Annotated in this window: 11 protein-coding genes; 8 read left to right on the top strand and 3 right to left on the bottom strand. The window is 66.0% G+C overall.

Annotated elements, in window-relative coordinates; genetic code table 11:
• Positions 1–12: 12 nt before the first annotated feature.
• The 5 genes from DZC52_RS05360 (at position 13) to DZC52_RS05340 (ending at position 8,842) form a co-directional block, all read left to right on the top strand.
• A complete protein-coding gene (locus DZC52_RS05360; protein ID WP_116650092.1) occupies positions 13–3,093 on the top strand; it encodes an efflux RND transporter permease subunit in 3,081 nt (1,026 codons plus the stop codon).
• Between the two features lie 257 nt (positions 3,094–3,350).
• Entirely contained in the window at positions 3,351–3,620 is a 270-nt protein-coding gene (rpsO, locus tag DZC52_RS05355; protein WP_116650091.1) for a 30S ribosomal protein S15, read from the top strand.
• Between the two features lie 92 nt (positions 3,621–3,712).
• Positions 3,713–5,815 (top strand): polyribonucleotide nucleotidyltransferase, encoded by a 2,103-nt coding sequence (gene pnp, locus DZC52_RS05350; RefSeq protein ID WP_116650090.1) that lies wholly within the window; start codon positions 3,713–3,715, stop codon positions 5,813–5,815.
• 189 nt (positions 5,816–6,004) lie between these two features.
• Positions 6,005–6,394 carry a DUF6165 family protein gene (locus DZC52_RS05345; protein ID WP_116650089.1) on the top strand — a complete coding sequence of 130 codons (390 nt, stop codon included), beginning with the start codon at positions 6,005–6,007 and terminating at the stop codon, positions 6,392–6,394.
• Between the two features lie 105 nt (positions 6,395–6,499).
• Positions 6,500–8,842, top strand: a complete 2,343-nt coding sequence (locus DZC52_RS05340; RefSeq protein ID WP_147307615.1) for an Ig-like domain-containing protein — start codon at positions 6,500–6,502, stop codon at positions 8,840–8,842.
• A gap of 11 nt (positions 8,843–8,853) precedes the next feature.
• Here the strand turns inward: DZC52_RS05340 and DZC52_RS05335 are convergent, their stop codons facing one another.
• On the bottom strand, positions 8,854–9,861 hold the full coding sequence (locus DZC52_RS05335; RefSeq protein ID WP_245960766.1) for a glycosyltransferase family 9 protein: 1,008 nt from the start codon (positions 9,859–9,861) through the stop codon (positions 8,854–8,856).
• Between the two features lie 83 nt (positions 9,862–9,944).
• Here DZC52_RS05335 and DZC52_RS05330 point away from each other — a divergent pair, with 83 nt between their 5' ends.
• Positions 9,945–10,619 carry a 3-deoxy-D-manno-octulosonic acid kinase gene (locus tag DZC52_RS05330; protein WP_116650144.1) on the top strand — a complete coding sequence of 225 codons (675 nt, stop codon included), beginning with the start codon at positions 9,945–9,947 and terminating at the stop codon, positions 10,617–10,619.
• Between the two features lie 43 nt (positions 10,620–10,662).
• On the opposite strand, the gene DZC52_RS05325 is transcribed toward DZC52_RS05330, so the two are convergent.
• Positions 10,663–12,987, bottom strand: coding sequence for an AAA family ATPase (locus DZC52_RS05325; RefSeq protein ID WP_181918792.1), 2,325 nt, complete (start codon positions 12,985–12,987; stop codon positions 10,663–10,665).
• A 71-nt stretch (positions 12,988–13,058) separates the two neighbouring features.
• Complete coding sequence (locus tag DZC52_RS05320) at positions 13,059–14,012, bottom strand: alpha/beta fold hydrolase (protein WP_181918791.1); 954 nt, start codon at positions 14,010–14,012, stop codon at positions 13,059–13,061.
• 139 nt (positions 14,013–14,151) lie between these two features.
• Between DZC52_RS05320 and DZC52_RS05315 the strand changes: the two genes are divergently transcribed.
• Entirely contained in the window at positions 14,152–14,643 is a 492-nt protein-coding gene (locus DZC52_RS05315) for a queuosine precursor transporter (protein ID WP_116650085.1), read from the top strand.
• Positions 14,636–15,511, top strand: coding sequence for a DMT family transporter (locus DZC52_RS05310; protein WP_116650084.1), 876 nt, complete (start codon positions 14,636–14,638; stop codon positions 15,509–15,511). Before DZC52_RS05315 ends, DZC52_RS05310 begins: the two co-directional genes overlap by 8 nt.
• Positions 15,512–15,606 lie beyond the last annotated feature (95 nt).

Here is a 15,606-nt window from a genome sequence, read left to right as displayed (position 1 = left end):
GGCAGCTGCACCATGATCGATCGCATCATCAGCCTTTCGCTGAACAACCGGCTGCTCATCCTGGCCGCCGCCGTCTTCCTGCTGGTCTGGGGCAGCTGGGTGGCGCTGCGCTCGCCCATGGACGTCTTCCCCGACCTGACCGCGCCGTCGGTGACGGTGGTGGCCGAGGCCCACGGCATGCCGCCCGAGGACGTCGAGCGGCTGGTCACCTTCCCGATCGAGACGGCCATGAACGGGGCCAGCGGCGTGCGCCGCGTGCGCTCGAACAGCGGTATCGGCATCAGCGTGATCACGGTCGAGTTCGAGTGGGGCACCGATATCTATCGCGCCCGCCAGATCGTGTCGGAAAAACTGCAGGGCGCGCGCAGCAGCCTGCCGGCCGACCTGCCGGCGCCGCAGCTTGCGCCCGTGACCTCGATCATGGGCGAGGTGATGTTTATCGCGCTGGTCTCGGACCAGCACGACGAAATGGCGCTCAAGACCGTCGCCGACTGGACCATCCGGCGGCGCCTGCTGGCGGTGCCGGGCGTGGCCGAGGTCATTCCCAACGGCGGGCGCACCCGGCAGTACCAGGTCACGGCCAGCCCGGAGCGCCTGGCCGCCTACGGCATCACGCTCGACGAGCTCAGCGAGGCCGTCGGCGAGGCCAGCGCCAACGCGTCGGCCGGCTTCATGACCGAAAACGGCCAGGAGTTCCTGATTCGCGGCATCGGTCGCGCCGACGGCCTGGAAGACATTCGCCGGGCGGTGGTGACCCACCGCGAGGACATGCCGGTGCTCGTCCAGGACGTGGCCGACGTGGCCATCGGCCCGGCGCCCCGGCGCGGGGCCGCGGCCTACAACGCCGAATCGGCCGTGGTGCTGGGCATCCAGAAGCAGCCCAACGTCAATACCCTGGAGCTGACCGAGCGCCTCGATGAGGTCATCGCCGATCTCGACGCCTCGCTGCCCGAGGGCATGCGGATCGAAACCGACGCCTTCCGCCAGGCCGATTTCATCGAGGTGGCCATCGACAACCTGGTCGTAGCGGTGCGCGACGGCGCCGTGCTGGTCGTCGCGATCATGTTCATCTTCCTGTTCAGCCTGCGCGCGACCGGCATCGCCCTGCTGGCCATCCCGCTGTCGCTGCTGGTCGCGGTGCTCGGCATCCGCTTCCTGGGCGGCAGCATCAACACCATGACGCTCGGCGGCATGGCCATCGCCCTGGGCGCGCTGGTCGACGACGCGATCATCGTCGTCGAGAACATCGTTCGGCGGCTACGCGAGAACGCGCGAGAACCCGCCGGGGAACGCCGCGCCAACCTCAGCGTCGTGTTCGACGCCACGCGCGAGATCGAGGCCTCGATCGTCTTCGCCACCCTGATCATTATCCTGGTGTTCCTGCCGCTGTTCTTCCTCCACGGCGTCGAAGGGCGGCTGCTGCAGCCGCTGGGGCTGGCTTATGTCATCTCGCTCGCGGCATCACTGCTGGTGGCGGTGACCGTCACGCCGGTGCTGGCGCTGCTCGGGCTGCCGGGCAGCCGCGCCGTTCACCAGGACCACGACACCCGCCTGATCACCGGGCTCAAGCGCGTCTACCGGCCCGCGCTGGACTTCGCCATGGACCACTGGCGCCTGGTCGTCGCCGCCGCGGCGAGCCTGCTCGTGGCGTCCATCGTCGCGCTGGCGATGGCCGGTCGCGGGTTCCTGCCGGAATTCAACGAGGGCAGCCTGACCCTGAGCGTGGTCACCCTGCCGGGCACCTCGCTGGACCAGTCAGACGCCATCGGGCAGCGCGTCGAGCGCATCCTGCTCGAGCAGCCCGAGGTGGTGGCCACCGCCCGGCGCACCGGCCGCGCGGAGCTCGATCCGCACGCCCAGCAGGTGTTCGCCTCCGAGATCGACGTCACCCTGGAGATGCAAGACCGGGAGAAATCCGCGCTGCTGGCCGAACTGCGCTCGCGCTTCGCGCTGCTGCCGGGCACCAACGTGATCATCGGGCAGCCGATCTCGCACCGCATCGACCACATGCTCTCGGGCACGCGGGCCAATATCGCGATCAAGATCTTCGGCGAAGACCTGGCCGAGCTGCGGCGTCTCGGTGCGCAGGTCGAGTCGCGCGTGGCCGAAGTGCCCGGCGCGGTCGACGTGGCCATGGAAGAGCAAAGCGAGATTCCTTTCGTGAGCGTGCGCTTCGACCGGCTGGCGCTGGCCAATTACGGGCTGTCCGTCCACGAGGCGTCCGAGGCGCTGGAGACGGCCATGACCGGCACCACCGTCGGCCGCATCCTGGAAGGGCAGGCCAGCCATGACCTCGTCGTGCGCTTTCCCGAATCGGTCCGCGAGAGTCTCGAGACCATTCGGCAGACGCCGCTGACGCTGGATTCGGGCGCGCGCGTGCCCTTCGGCGCCATCGCCGATATCCAGCGCGAGCGCGGGCCCAACACCATCGGCCGCGAGAACGTGCAGCGGCGCATGGTCGTGATGGCCAACGTCGCCGATCGCGACCTGGTCAGCGTGGTCGACGATATCCGCCGCGCGCTCGGCGAGAGTGTCGAGCTGCCGCCGGGCTATTACATCGAGTACGGCGGTCAGTTCGAGAGCGCCGCTTCGGCCGGGACGCGGCTGATGTTCCTGGGTGGTGCGGTGATCGTCGGCATCTTCCTGCTGCTGGTCGGCGCCTTCGGCAGCGCGCGCTCGGCCTTCATCGTGATGCTCAACCTGCCGCTAGCGCTCATCGGCGGCGTCGTGGGCGTGTGGCTGACCGGCGGTGTCCTGACCATTGCCGCGGTGATCGGTTTCATCACCCTGTTCGGCATCGCCACGCGCAACGGCGTCATCCTCGTGGACCATATCGGGCGACTTCGTAGTGGCGGAATGGCTTTGGAGCAGGCCATTCGCCAGGGCGCGGAAGAGCGGCTTGTACCGATCCTCATGACCGCCCTGGCCACGGCGCTGGCGCTGGTGCCACTGGCGCTGGCCGCCGGCGAGCCCGGCAGCGAAATCCAGGCGCCGATGGCGGTGGTCATTCTCTGGGGGCTGGTGTCTTCGACTCTGCTCAATATGCTGGTGGTGCCGGCGGTCTGTCGGCGGTTCCTTTCGAGCGACGCCTGAGAGTCGTCCGTCGGGGATGCGACCCCGACCTGCGGCCTCGACCGGACGCCGGATTCGTCCGTGGTCGGTGGGACCTTTGATCCTGAGTTCGGGGTGGAAAACAGCTTGCTACGGCGTTTCCGGGGCGGTTATAATGCCGGGCTTGATGAAAAACCGGCGATCGGGGCTTTTGCACAAAGCCCGTCCTGGGGTCGGCCCAGGGGGTTTTCTGGAAAAGCCCGGTCGCCCAAACTGTTGATTTTGGAGATTTTTGAAAGATGACTCTGACCGCTGAACAGAAAAGCGAAGTTGTCAAGGAATACCAGCTCTCCGAGGGTGATACGGGTTCCCCGGAAGTCCAGGTCGCGCTGCTGACGGCGCGCATCCAGGATCTGACCGGTCATTTCGAGAACCACAAGGCCGATCATCACTCCCGTCGAGGCCTGCTCAAGCTGGTCAATCAGCGTCGCTCGCTGCTGGATTACGTCAAGAAAAAAGACATCCAGCGCTACCGCGACCTGATCCAGCGCCTTGGCCTGCGCCGCTAAGAGCGGATCGATTCCGATTGAGACCGACACCCCGGCAGCTTCCGAGCTGTTCCGGGGTGTTTTCTATTGCAAGTGCAAAAGTGGAGTGAAAAGTGAAGAAGTTCAGTAAAACGTTCAAGTATGGCGAACACGACGTCACGCTCGAGACCGGGCACGTCGCGCGCCAGGCCGACGGGGCCGTCATGGTCACGATGGCGGACACCGTGGTGCTCGTCACCGCCGTGGCCAAGAAGGAAGCCAAGCCGGGTCAGCCGTTCTTCCCGCTGACCGTCAACTACCAGGAAAAATTCTATTCCGCCGGCCGCATTCCCGGCGGTTTCTTCAAGCGCGAAGGGCGCCCGACCGAAAAGGAAACCCTGACCTCGCGCCTGATCGACCGGCCCATTCGTCCGCTCTTCCCCAAGGGCTTTCTGAATGAAACCCAGGTCATCGCCACCGTCATGTCGTCGAACCCGGAAGTCGATGCCGACATCCCGGCGATGATCGGTGCATCGGCCGCGCTCTCGCTGTCGGGCTGCCCGTTCCAGGGCCCGATCGGCGGCGCCCGCGTCGGCTACGTCGACGGCGAGTACGTGCTGAACCCGACCGCCACCCAGCTTGAGGAATCGCGCCTCAACCTGGTTGTCGCCGGCACGAAGGACGCCGTCCTGATGGTCGAGTCCGAAGCCGACCAGCTCACCGAAGAGCAGATGCTCGGCGCGGTGACCTTCGGCCACGATCACATGCAGACCGCCATCAGCGCTATCGAGGAGTTGACGGCCGAAGCCGGCAAGGCGAAGTGGGACTGGCAGGCGCCCGAAGCGCCGGAAGGCCTGGAAGGCAAGGTCAAGGCCGCCATCGGCGATGGCCTGGAGAAGGCCTACGACCTGACCGACAAGGTCGAGCGCAAGGAAGCCATTTCCGAGGTCAAGAACAAGGTCGTCGAGCAGCTCTGCGACGAGAACGACGAGAACGCGCCGTCGGCAGGCGACGTGTCGGACGCGTTCGGCAAGATCGAGAAGAACCTGGTTCGCGAGCGCATCCTGTCCGGTCAGAACCGCATCGACGGTCGCGACCTGACCACCGTGCGCCCGCTGGACATGTCGGTCGGCTTCCTGCCGCGCACCCACGGTTCGGCGATCTTCACCCGCGGCGAGACGCAGGCGATGTGCGTGGTCACGCTGGGCACCGGCCGCGACGCGCAGATCATCGACGCCATCGAGGGCGAGTACAAGGAGCCGTTCATGCTCCACTACAACTTCCCCCCGTACTGCGTCGGCGAGACCAGCCACATGCTGGCGCCCAAGCGCCGCGAAATCGGCCACGGCAAGCTGGCCAAGCGCGCGCTGTCGGCCGTGGTGCCGCAGGGCGAGGAGTTCCCCTACGTGCTGCGCCTGGTCTCCGAAGTGACCGAATCCAACGGCTCGAGCTCGATGGCCACCGTCTGCGGCGGCTCGCTCGCTCTGATGGACGCCGGTGTGCCGATCAAGGCGCCTGTTGCCGGTATCGCCATGGGCCTGATCAAGGACGGCGATCGTTTCGCTGTGCTGACCGACATCCTGGGTGACGAAGACCACCTCGGCGACATGGACTTCAAGGTGGCCGGTTCCGCCGAGGGCGTGACCGCCCTGCAGATGGACATCAAGATCACCGGCATCACCAGGGAGATCATGGAAGTCGCCCTCAAGCAGGCCAACGCCGGCCGCGGCCACATTCTCGAGCAGATGAACAAGATCATCGAGAAGCCGCGCGAGGAAATGAGCGAGTACGCGCCGCGCCTGTTCACCATGAAGGTGCACCCGGACAAGATCCGCGACGTGATCGGCAAGGGCGGTGCGACCATCCGCCAGATCACCGAGGAAACCGGCACCACGATCGACATCCAGGACGACGGCACGGTCACCATCGCCTCCGTCAACCAGGCCGCTGCCGACGACGCGCGCAAGCGCATCGAGCAGATCACCGCCGATGTCGAAGTGGGCGCGGTCTACGAAGGCACGGTCACCAAGATCATGAACTTCGGTGCTTTCGTGACGATCCTGCCGGGCAAGGACGGCCTCGTCCACATCTCGCAGATCTCCGACAAGCGCGTCGAGAACGTCACCGACGAACTGGCCGAAGGCGACAAGGTCAAGGTCAAGGTGCTCGAAGTCGACAAGCAGGGCCGTATTCGCCTGAGCATGAAGGCGCTCAAGGAAGAAGAAGGCGAGTCCTGATCGAGCTCTGACGACCGCTCGGACACCGGGCGGTCGCTCGACTGAAAATCGGTTAACCGCAAAGCGCGCGAAGAACGCAAAGAAGGGATAATGGATGAGATTTCATTCATGACACTTTGCGCTCTTTGCGTCTTTGCGGTTTCTCTTTTTCTGCGTTAGCTTTTTCGCCAGAACAGCCGAGGATTCTCCATGGAATTGCTGATTCCCGTCTCGCCGGGTGAGCTGCTCGACAAGCTCTCCATTCTCGAGATCAAGCTCGAGCGCATCGACGACGAGGCCAAGCTCGCCAACGTGCGGCGCGAGCATGAACTGCTCTGGAGCGTTTGGCAGGACGCCGGGCTGGAGGACGGCGACATCGACGCCCTGCGCGGGCGCCTGCGCGAGGTCAATGAGGCCCTGTGGGAAATCGAGGACGCCATCCGCGAGGAAGAACGCGACGGGCGTTTCGGCGACCACTTCGTTGAGCTGGCCCGTTCGGTCTATCTCCGCAACGACGAGCGTGCCGCGCTCAAGAAGCGGGTCAACGAGCGCCTCGGCTCCGAGATCGTGGAGGAGAAGTCCTACAGCGACTATCGCTAGAAGAAGGCGAAATACATCGGAATTTCGCCCGCTTTCCGTGGTCTTGTTCCTGCCAGGGGAGTAGAATTGCTCCCGTTTTCCCGATAACAACAGCAGGGGCGGTCGATGTTTCGCAAATTGCTACTATCTCTGGTGCTTGCCCAGAGTCTCGCCACCGTGGCCGTGGCCCAGGTCGACGACGGGGAAGAACCCCGCAGCCAGGCCGGCACGCCCACCTTCCATTTCATCGGTGACCGCTACCGTATCGGCATCGGGCTCGACAGCGAGTTCGACGTTGTCGGTGAGTTCCAGGCCGCACTTTACGAGTCGCAGCGTTCCAGCTTCATCGGCGACGGCTGGCTGGGCAGCGAGGGCGCCGGCGGCGTCAAGCTCAATTACCACTGGTTGATCAACGAGACCGCCGAGGAAGGCCCCGACGGGCCGGTGTACACCGACGGCAACGTGGCCAAGCTGTTCATCGCCGCCGACCAGAACCAGTTCGAGGATCGCAAGCTGACCTTCGGCGCCGGCTGGGAAGGCCGCAACTGGGCGTTCTCGGGCTACGGCATGACCGCCCTGTCCGACGAGCGCCTGGTCGATCGCGCCACCACCATCGACGAAATGCTGGTCACCGGCGAGATCGAAGGCCGGGCATTTTCGCGCGTGGACACGATCGAGACCGTCACCGAGTGGTTTGAAGAGCCGTACGAGTGGGGCCTGGGCCTGCGCGCCGAGCGATTCTTCGACGACCCCCTGATCCGCCTGCGCGGCGGGCTGGACTATGAAGAGGGTGACTACAGCTCCTCGCAGACGACCGCCTCGCTCTCTCTTGACAAGCACTTCCGCAATTCGCCGCACAGCCTGAGCCTGCGCACCAGCTATGCGTACAAGGACGGCGACTTCGTGGTCGACGACAACGACCTGCGCGGCAGTATCGTCTACAGCTTCAGCTTCGGCGGCTCCGAGAATTCCTTCCGCCCGTCTCGCCAGTATCGTGACGTGGAGGTCGAGGTCGCCGGTGAATCGCGCACTGAGGAACGCATGGTCGTCAACGAGGTCACCCTGACCGATCGCACGACCTTCGATTTCGACAGCTCGGTCCTCAAGCCCGCGGCCGAGAATACGCTCGACGAAATCCTGGCCGTGGTCGACGACGGTGGCCTGGTCGGCGACATTCAGATCGTCGGTCACACCTGCAACATCGGCACCGAGGAATACAACCAGGGCTTGAGCGAGCGTCGGGCCCGCTCGGTTGTGGATTACCTGACCTCCCGCGGTGTCGAGGCCGACCGGATCGACTGGCGCGGTGAAGGCGAGACCGAGCCGCGCTTCCCCAACGACGGCCCCGAGAACCGTTCGAAGAACCGCCGCGTCGAAATCAGCTTCGTGACCGAGCGTTCGAGCACCGAGACCGTGACCGTCGGACCGGATGAACCGGCCACCGAAATCCGCCAGGTCGAGGTGCCGGTCGAAGCGCCCTGGATCCGTCGCGCTCTGCGCAACCCGGTCCGCCACAAGCGCATCGTGGACTACTACCGCTACCAGGAAAGCACGGCGACGGTCACAGAGGGCGAAATCGAGTTCGCCAACGAGGCGCCGCAGGCCGGTAACGACCAGTACACGGTCGACACCGACTCCACCGACAACGCGCTCGACGTGCTTGCCAACGACAGCGACGCCGACGGCGACACGCTCACCATCGTGGGAGTCACGCAGCCGGCCAACGGCCAGGCTTCGGCCAGCGGCGGGCAGGTGCTCTACACGCCGAACGAAGGCTTCACCGGAACCGACAGCTTCAGCTACACGGTGGAGGACGGCTTCGGCGGCGAGGCGAGTGCGACGGTGACCGTGACCGTCCAGTCGCCCAATCAGCCGCCCGTGGTGGGCGACCTGACCGCCGCGACGCTGCGCAACCAGCCGGTCGACATCGACGTGCTCGCAGCGGCGAGCGATCCCGATGGCGACGCATTGAGCATTGCCGGCTTCACGCAGCCCGGAAACGGCACTGTCTCGCAGTCCGGAGACGCGTTGCGCTACCTGCCGAACGACGAATTCGTCGGCAGCGACAGCTTCAGCTACACGATCAGCGACGGTCGGGGTGGAGAAGCAACGGCGACCGTGACCATCGATGTCGCCTTCGCCAACCGCGCCCCGGTGGCCAACCCGGACCAGGCCAGCACGCCCGCCGGCCAGGCGGTGACTGTCGATGTGCTGGCCAACGACTTCGATCCGGACGGCGACCCGCTGGAGATCATCTCCGTAGAGCAGTGGTATGGAAGTCCGGCGCAATATACCGTCAACGGGGACGGCACGATCACTTTCCAGGTCAGTGAAACCTGCAACGGCCGCAACCGGTTCCGCTACACGATCAGCGACCCGTCGGGTGCCACCGCGACCGCCAACGTGGAGGTCACGCGCCTCGACGGCGGCGAGACGACCCAGTCGGAAATCGAGTGCGGCAACTGGTGATCAGCCAGTAGTCAGGCGTCGAGCAGGCGCTTGAGCCTATCGATCACCATTTTCGGGGTGATGAGTCTCATCACCCCGGGACGCTCGAGTCGCTTGCCCCAGCGCAGTTCTTCCGGTTCCCGGCCCGCGAATTCGCGGGCCGCCTGGGGAAAGCGGTCGACGGTGTGCTCCAGGCTGTCGATGGGCCCCGAGCGCCGGGCCCAGGTGGCCGCGTAGAGCCCCACGACCGGTGTGCCCATGGCATCGGCGAAGTGGGCCGGACCGGAGTCGGGGGCGATCACGCAGGCAGCCCGCTCGAACATCGCCAGGGCCTGCTTTATCGTGTCTTGCCCGATCAGGTTGAGCACGGCATTGCGGGCCTTCGCCTCGATGGCTCGTCCCAGTTCCTGTTCCGCCGGCCCCGGTCCGCCCATCAGGATCACGGGGCGTCCCGTCTCATCCACGATCCAGTCGGACACGGCAGCGTAACCTTCAGCGTGCCAGTTGCGCCCGGTGTGGCTCGAAGCCGGGCTGATGATCACGGCGCGGCGCGCCTCGGGTTGGTGCTGCCGTGCGAAAGCGCGGGCTTCCTCGGGCAGGGGCAGGCGCCGGTCGACGCCCTCGGTGGGCAAGCCCAGGTAACGGGCGAACTCCAGGAAGGCGTGCATCTGGTGCTGGAAGGAGACCGCGCCGATGCGCTCGTTGATGACCAGGCCGTGTCCCGGCCGGGCTCGCGCCCGGTCGAAGCCGATGCGCCGGTCGGCGCGCACCTGGCTGGCAAGAATCGTTGAGCGCTGCGAGACCTGGGCGAGCAGCAGCGTATCGAAGCGGCGTCCCGCTAGCTGGCTGCGGGCGTCCCTGAAGCCGGCGAAAGCACCGCGCTTGTCGAATACAATGAACTCGACACCGGGGAGATCGTGAACCAGCCGATGTTCGGCCTTGCCGACGATCCAGGTCAGGGCCGTCTCAGGCCAGGCGCGCTGGATGGCGCGTACCAGCGGCACGGTGTTGCAGACGTCGCCGAGCGCCGAAAGGCGCAAGAGGCAGAGGGATCCGGGCGGTTCGTTCGTCTGTGGATCGGGCACGATACGGCGAAACTCAATCGAAATGCGACCGGGGCGATATGCCGGAATCGGAACTGCAAGCAGGCTCACTGCATATTCTATATGACGCGTCGGCCCTCGACGCGGTCAGCCCCGAGTGGCTCCAACCCCGGTTCTGGGAATTACGGGACGCCGTGCTGGCGGAATTCGGTGGGCGAGGCCGGGCGCTGGCGGTCACCACCGAGGCGGGCCCGGCCGTCCTTCGCCGCTACCTGCGCGGCGGCATGGTGGCGCGCGTCAGCAAGGACCGGTATTTCTTCACCGGCTACACGCGCAGCCGCAGCTTCCGGGAGTTCAGGATCCTCGCACGCCTGCGCCAGCTGGATCTGCCGGTGCCGACACCGCTGATGGCCGGCTGCCAACGCCTGGGCCTGACCTATCGCGCTGCCATATTGACCCGACTGATCGAGAACACCATCAGCCTGCCCCAGGCGGCCGACATCCTCGAGGAATTCCACTGGCGCCGCCTGGGCCGAACCCTGCACCGCTTCTTCGCCGCCGGCGTCGTCCATCCCGACCTGAACGCCCACAACCTGCTCATCGACGGCGACGGCCACTGGCACGTCATCGACTTCGACCGAGCCCGAATCGATGACAAGCCCGTCGATCCCGAACCGATGCTCAAACGCCTCGAGCGCTCGCTCGACAAGCTGGGTGTGTCGGGCCAGCGGACGTTCTTGCGTCAGATTGACTGAGAGAGCTCCGCAATAACTCGGCTGGGCGCTGCCTGGAAGTCTGCTAGGCCTGCAGGCTCGCCCGCGCCATCCCCAGCACGGAGTCTTCGGGGAAGCCGTCGTCCTTCCAGATGCCGGCGGTCTTGCCGGTCAGGCGTTCGAGGGCCTCGGCGATGCTGGCGGCGGCCATGATGTGGAACTGGTCGTTGGTGCAGGCCTTGATGACGCGCTTGTCCAGGGCCAGCCGATCCTTGTCCACAGCCGGGATGATGACGCCCTGCTGGCCGTTCAGACCCACGCGGTTACAGGCGTCGAAATAACCTTCGATTCGTTCATTCAGGTAATCGACCCGTCCGACCTGGCCGCGGGCGTCGATGCTGCCGATCACGGCCAGCTCCTGCCGGACGGAGAGGCCGGCCAGCACGGCGATCAGGCCGCAGGCCTGGCCGAGCAGGGTCGATGCCGCATCATCCGGCAGCACGGCGGGATCGAGGGTCATCGCCACGCGCAGGTCGGGCAGGGCGTCCAGGTGCAACAGTTCGGTGAGCATCGGCAGCAGGAATTGCCGAACCGGCAACTCGCCTTCGCCGCTTTCCAGGGAGATGCCGTTGCCGGCGCCCCTTGCGGCGGTCAGGCTCAGGCGGGCCGGTGCGCCGAACATCTCGTCGGCCAGGCGCTCCCGGCTGATCACGTTGAGCTGGCCGGCCGAGCGGCCGCGCAGTCGGATCAGGCCGCTGTCGACGCTGTGCTGGATTCTTCCCGCCGCCGGCAGGCCGGCCCGGTGTCGAATCCTGCCGAAAGCGGCTTCGACGTGCTCGCGGCCTATTTCGGTCTCGTCGTCTCCTGCAGCGAGAAAGGCGGCCTCGCGAATGACTTCTGCGAGCCTGCCGACGCGCGTGGTCAGCCGCCCCGGCTGGTCGGACAGACGGGCGCTGATTTCCACGACGGCGGCCAGCCCCGGACGCGTCAGCGGCAGCAGGGCTTCGCGCTGCACCACGGCGGATACGAACCGGCAGGTCCGGTCGATTCCGTCGCCGTCGCGCTCAACGCTGGCTTCGAGATCGGCCAGCAGGCGAAAGCGCCGGGAAAACTCCCGGCTGATGGATTCCAGTTGCGCGTAGGCGGCCGCATCCCCGACCAGGATGACGCCCACGTCGATGGGCACGGCCTCCGGCCGCAGGGACTGGGCGGCCTGGCTCCAGTCGGCCGTCGGCGCGGCAATGGAAACCTCGCCGGCGCGCAGGATGCGCAGCAGTTGGCGGAATACGCCCGGTTCGCTGGCCAGGTCTTCGGCATCGAGAATCAGGAAACCGCCGTCGGCCTGGATCAGGGTGCCCGAGCGGATGCCCTGGAAGGACGCGACGGCCCTGCCGCCGCTTCGCCAGGCCGGATCGACGGTGCCGAACAGGCTGGCCGGAGAGATCGAACTGGTCGAGATGGCGGGAGCGCCGCTGTCCTCGCGGCCCATGTTGAGCACGTTGACGCCGTAGAGCACGGTCGGATCGGCGAGCTGGCTGGTTTCGTGCCCGATGCGCTTCTCCAGCACGTCGTCGATGACTTCGCGCAGGTACACCTCGATTCCGTCGGCCTTGAAGCGTTGCGAGACCTCGGCGGTCATCTCGCCCATGATGCGGGCGGTTTCGGTTATGTCGATCTGCTCGATGTGCTGCTGGGCCTGCTGCCACTTCTTGCGGATCTGCCGCGAGATCTTGTTGATCTCTTCGTCGTAGGACTTGATCCGCTCTTCGAATTTCTTGCGGTCTTCCTCGGTGGCCTGCTTGCGCGCCACCATGTTGCGGAACTCTTCCTGGGAGACGGGCTTGCCCATGATGCGAACCGAAACCTGCAGGCGCGCGTTCGGGCCGGCCTGGCTGCGGATCAGGGCCAGGCCTTCGGCCTCGAGTTTCTTCTCCAGCGGCCGCAGCAACAGACGGATGTCGCGCTCGGCCGCCTCGCGCCGGGCTTCGCGGCGGCCGCGAATCGGGTCGTTGGCAAGAATGTCGGGCAGCCGTTCGCGCACGAACAGGGCGATGCGATGCATCTGCTTCTGGAAAGGGCGTCCTTCGCCGCGCGGCAGAATGATCAATCGGGGGCGGTCGGGGTTGGAGAAGTTGTGGACGAAGCAGAAGTCGCGATTCTGGCGCGCCTTGGGGCGCAAACTTCCGAACAGGCTATCGAGCAGCCTGCGCCGACCGCTGCCGCGCGGGCCGCGCAGGAACACATGCTGGTTGTGGCCCGGACTGGCGATGCCGTAGTGGAGGGCCTCGAGCGCCGCGTCCTGGCCGAGCGTGCCGTCGAGTACCGGGATGTCGCGGGTCGAGTCGCCGGGAATGTCGTTGCCGTCGGGCTGCCATCGCAGGCGTTCCGGTGGAATCGCGTGCCGGGCCACGTTACGCCCTTCCCTTATGCTTGTTCATGTTGCCTCCCGTGTTCTCCAATCCCCCGTGAACTGTGGCCATACTACACTCGCGCCGCTTCGCGCGTCTCCCGCCGGGCCGCCGACTCGGCAAAGCTGATCCAGGCCTCGGCCGTCGGCCGTGGCTGTTCGATCATCGGCAGGTGGCCGGTGGCCGGCATCAGCAGCGTTTGAGCCTGGGGCATGCACTCCGAAAGCAGCTTGAGGCCGTCGGGGTGCAGCACCTGGTCGGCCTGGCCCCAGACGATCAGGGCCGGCATGTCGAGGCCCCGGGCCAGGTCCTCCAGCGGCTTGGAGTGAAAGCGAATGGCGTCGAATATGTCCTGGGCCCGTTCGGCGTGTCGCGCGGCGCGATCGGCCAGCTCGCGCGCCAGCGGTCGGGGCAGCCAGGGCGGGCGCACGAAGCAGTAGTCCATCAGTCGCTGGAAGTCCTCGCGATTCCGCACGACCAGGGCGTTGTGGCCGCCCTGATAGACGACCTCGAAAAGCGGTGAAAGCGTCGCGGTCTGGAGTCCGCCGGGATTCATCAGCCACAGCGCGCGAACCCGCTCCGGCGCAAGTCTCGCCAGGGCGCAGGCCACATAGCCGCCCATGGAATTGCCGCCGAGGTAGAAGCGTTCGATGCCCAGCTCGTCGAGCAGGGCCAGGACCCGCCGGGCCTGCGATTCCACGTCGTAGTCGAGTTCGCCTTGGAAGGTGGTCTGGCCGAAGCCGGGCAGGTCGGGTGCGATGACGCGGAAATGAGCGCCGAGCAGACGCGAGACGCGGGCGAAATGATAGCCGTCGCCGTTGAAACCGTGCAGGAGCACCAGCGGCTCGCCGTGGCCGCCTTCGAGAACGTGCCAGTCGAATCCGTCCTGTCGCACGCGACGGATCGACAGGCGACCCTGCTTGCGCTCAGCGGCCATGAACAGGCGCGCCAGCGGGCGCGGCCACAGCAGCCAGAACAGGACCCAGGCCGCAACCAGTCCCAGCAACACGATCAGCCAGTTCGTCATGGCAGTGGTCAACCTTCCCTCGGTTCTCATGCCGAGGATACCGCATCGTCCCTAGGATCGTCCCTAGGAATTCCCTTGGATGGCGCGCTGCGCGGGCCGGTAGAATGGCCGCCTGTCGGATCGTCCGTGCCCAGATATCATGCCCCTGCTGATTCTCGCCATGGTGCTGGTCGTCGCCAGCGCCAACTATCTCGTCCAGTTTCCGGTCAACGACTGGCTGACCTGGGGCGCGCTGACCTATCCGGTGTCGTATTTCGTGACCGACCTGACCAACCGCCGCTTCGGGCCCGCGGCGGCGAGAAAGGTGGTCTACATCGGTTTCGCGCTGGCGGTGCTGGCCTCGATCTGGCTGGCCAGCCCGCGGATCGCGATGGCCTCCGGCACGGCCTTCCTGGTTTCGCAGTTGATGGACGTGGCCATCTTTAACCGACTGCGCAGGCGCGCCTGGTGGCAGCCGCCGCTGTTCTCGAGCGTGATCGGCTCGGCGGTGGACACGGCGCTGTTCTTCGCGCTGGCTTTCTGGGGCACCGCCATGCCCTGGGTCACGCTGGCCATCGGCGACTACGGCGTCAAGGTGGCCATCGCCCTGGCGCTTCTCGTCCCCTGGTGCGTGGTGGCTCGACGTGGGTGAGTTCTTCTCGGTCGCCTGCGCGGCCTGCTGGGCATTGGCGGTCGTCCTGTTCCGGCGCTCCGGGGAAAGTCTGCCGGCGTTCGAGCTGAACCTGTTCAAGAACGTGCTGGCGACGGGGCTGATGGTGCCGACGATCCTGCTGGTCGACGGCGTCAGCTGGCCCGCTTACTCGTCGATGGAGTGGTTGGTCGTGGTCGTCTCGGGCGTGGTCGGCATCGCCGTGGCCGATACCTGGTACCTGCGCGCGCTCAACCTGATGGGCGCGTCGCGCACCGGCGTGGTCGCCAGCCTCTATTCGCCGTTCGTGATCGTGCTGTCGATCCTGTTCCTCGGCGAAGTGCTGATCTGGTGGCAGTATTTCGGTTTCGTGCTGGTGCTCGGCGGGATCCTGCTGGTGACCTGGCGGCAGAACCGGCGCGATGTTTCGCTGCGGGCCATTCGCCTGGGCGTCGCCTTCGGAGCGGGCTCGGTGCTGATGATGGCCGCCGGCATCGTCATGGTCAAACCGGTGCTCGAGAGCGAGTCGTTCATGTGGACGATGGGCGTGCGCCTGGCTGCCGGTACGATCGGCATGTTCCTGTTCCTCTACATGACCCGCGGCTGGGCGCGCGCCATGCTGCACTATCGTTCGAAGCAGCCGTGGACGGTCATCGTCGTCGGCAGCCTGCTGGGCAGCTATGTGTCGATGATGCTGTGGTTGGCCGGCTACAAGCTGACCCAGGCCTCGGTGGCCTCCGTCCTCAACGAAACCGCCGCGGCCTTCATCGTGCTCTTCGCCTGGCTGTTCCTGAAAGAAGAGATGAACTGGCGGCGCGTGGCGGGCATCTGCCTGACGTTTTCCGGCGTCGGGTTGATGGTGGCCTTCTGAACAGGAACAAAGGGTTCAGGTTTCAGGGTTCAGGTTTCAGGGGCGCTTGGCGAAGCCGAGCATCCGATGCCGATAACCCGAATGCCTCGCTCGCC

This window comes from Wenzhouxiangella sediminis (genome assembly GCF_003410055.1).
GTDB classification, from domain to species: domain Bacteria; phylum Pseudomonadota; class Gammaproteobacteria; order Xanthomonadales; family Wenzhouxiangellaceae; genus Wenzhouxiangella; species Wenzhouxiangella sediminis.
The sequence above is the reverse complement of the archived record's forward strand: the minus strand, read 5'-3'. Positions and strand labels throughout refer to the sequence as shown.

Coding starts and splice junctions, on each gene's coding strand:
- DZC52_RS05315 (WP_116650085.1), top strand. CDS start 14,152: ATGCCCCTGCTGATTCTCGCCATGGTGCTGGTCGTCGCCAGCGCCAAC.
- rpsO (WP_116650091.1), top strand. CDS start 3,351: ATGACTCTGACCGCTGAACAGAAAAGCGAAGTTGTCAAGGAATACCAG.
- DZC52_RS05320 (WP_181918791.1), bottom strand. CDS start 14,012: ATGACGAACTGGCTGATCGTGTTGCTGGGACTGGTTGCGGCCTGGGTC.
- DZC52_RS05345 (WP_116650089.1), top strand. CDS start 6,005: ATGGAATTGCTGATTCCCGTCTCGCCGGGTGAGCTGCTCGACAAGCTC.
- DZC52_RS05340 (WP_147307615.1), top strand. CDS start 6,500: ATGTTTCGCAAATTGCTACTATCTCTGGTGCTTGCCCAGAGTCTCGCC.
- DZC52_RS05330 (WP_116650144.1), top strand. CDS start 9,945: ATGCCGGAATCGGAACTGCAAGCAGGCTCACTGCATATTCTATATGAC.
- DZC52_RS05360 (WP_116650092.1), top strand. CDS start 13: ATGATCGATCGCATCATCAGCCTTTCGCTGAACAACCGGCTGCTCATC.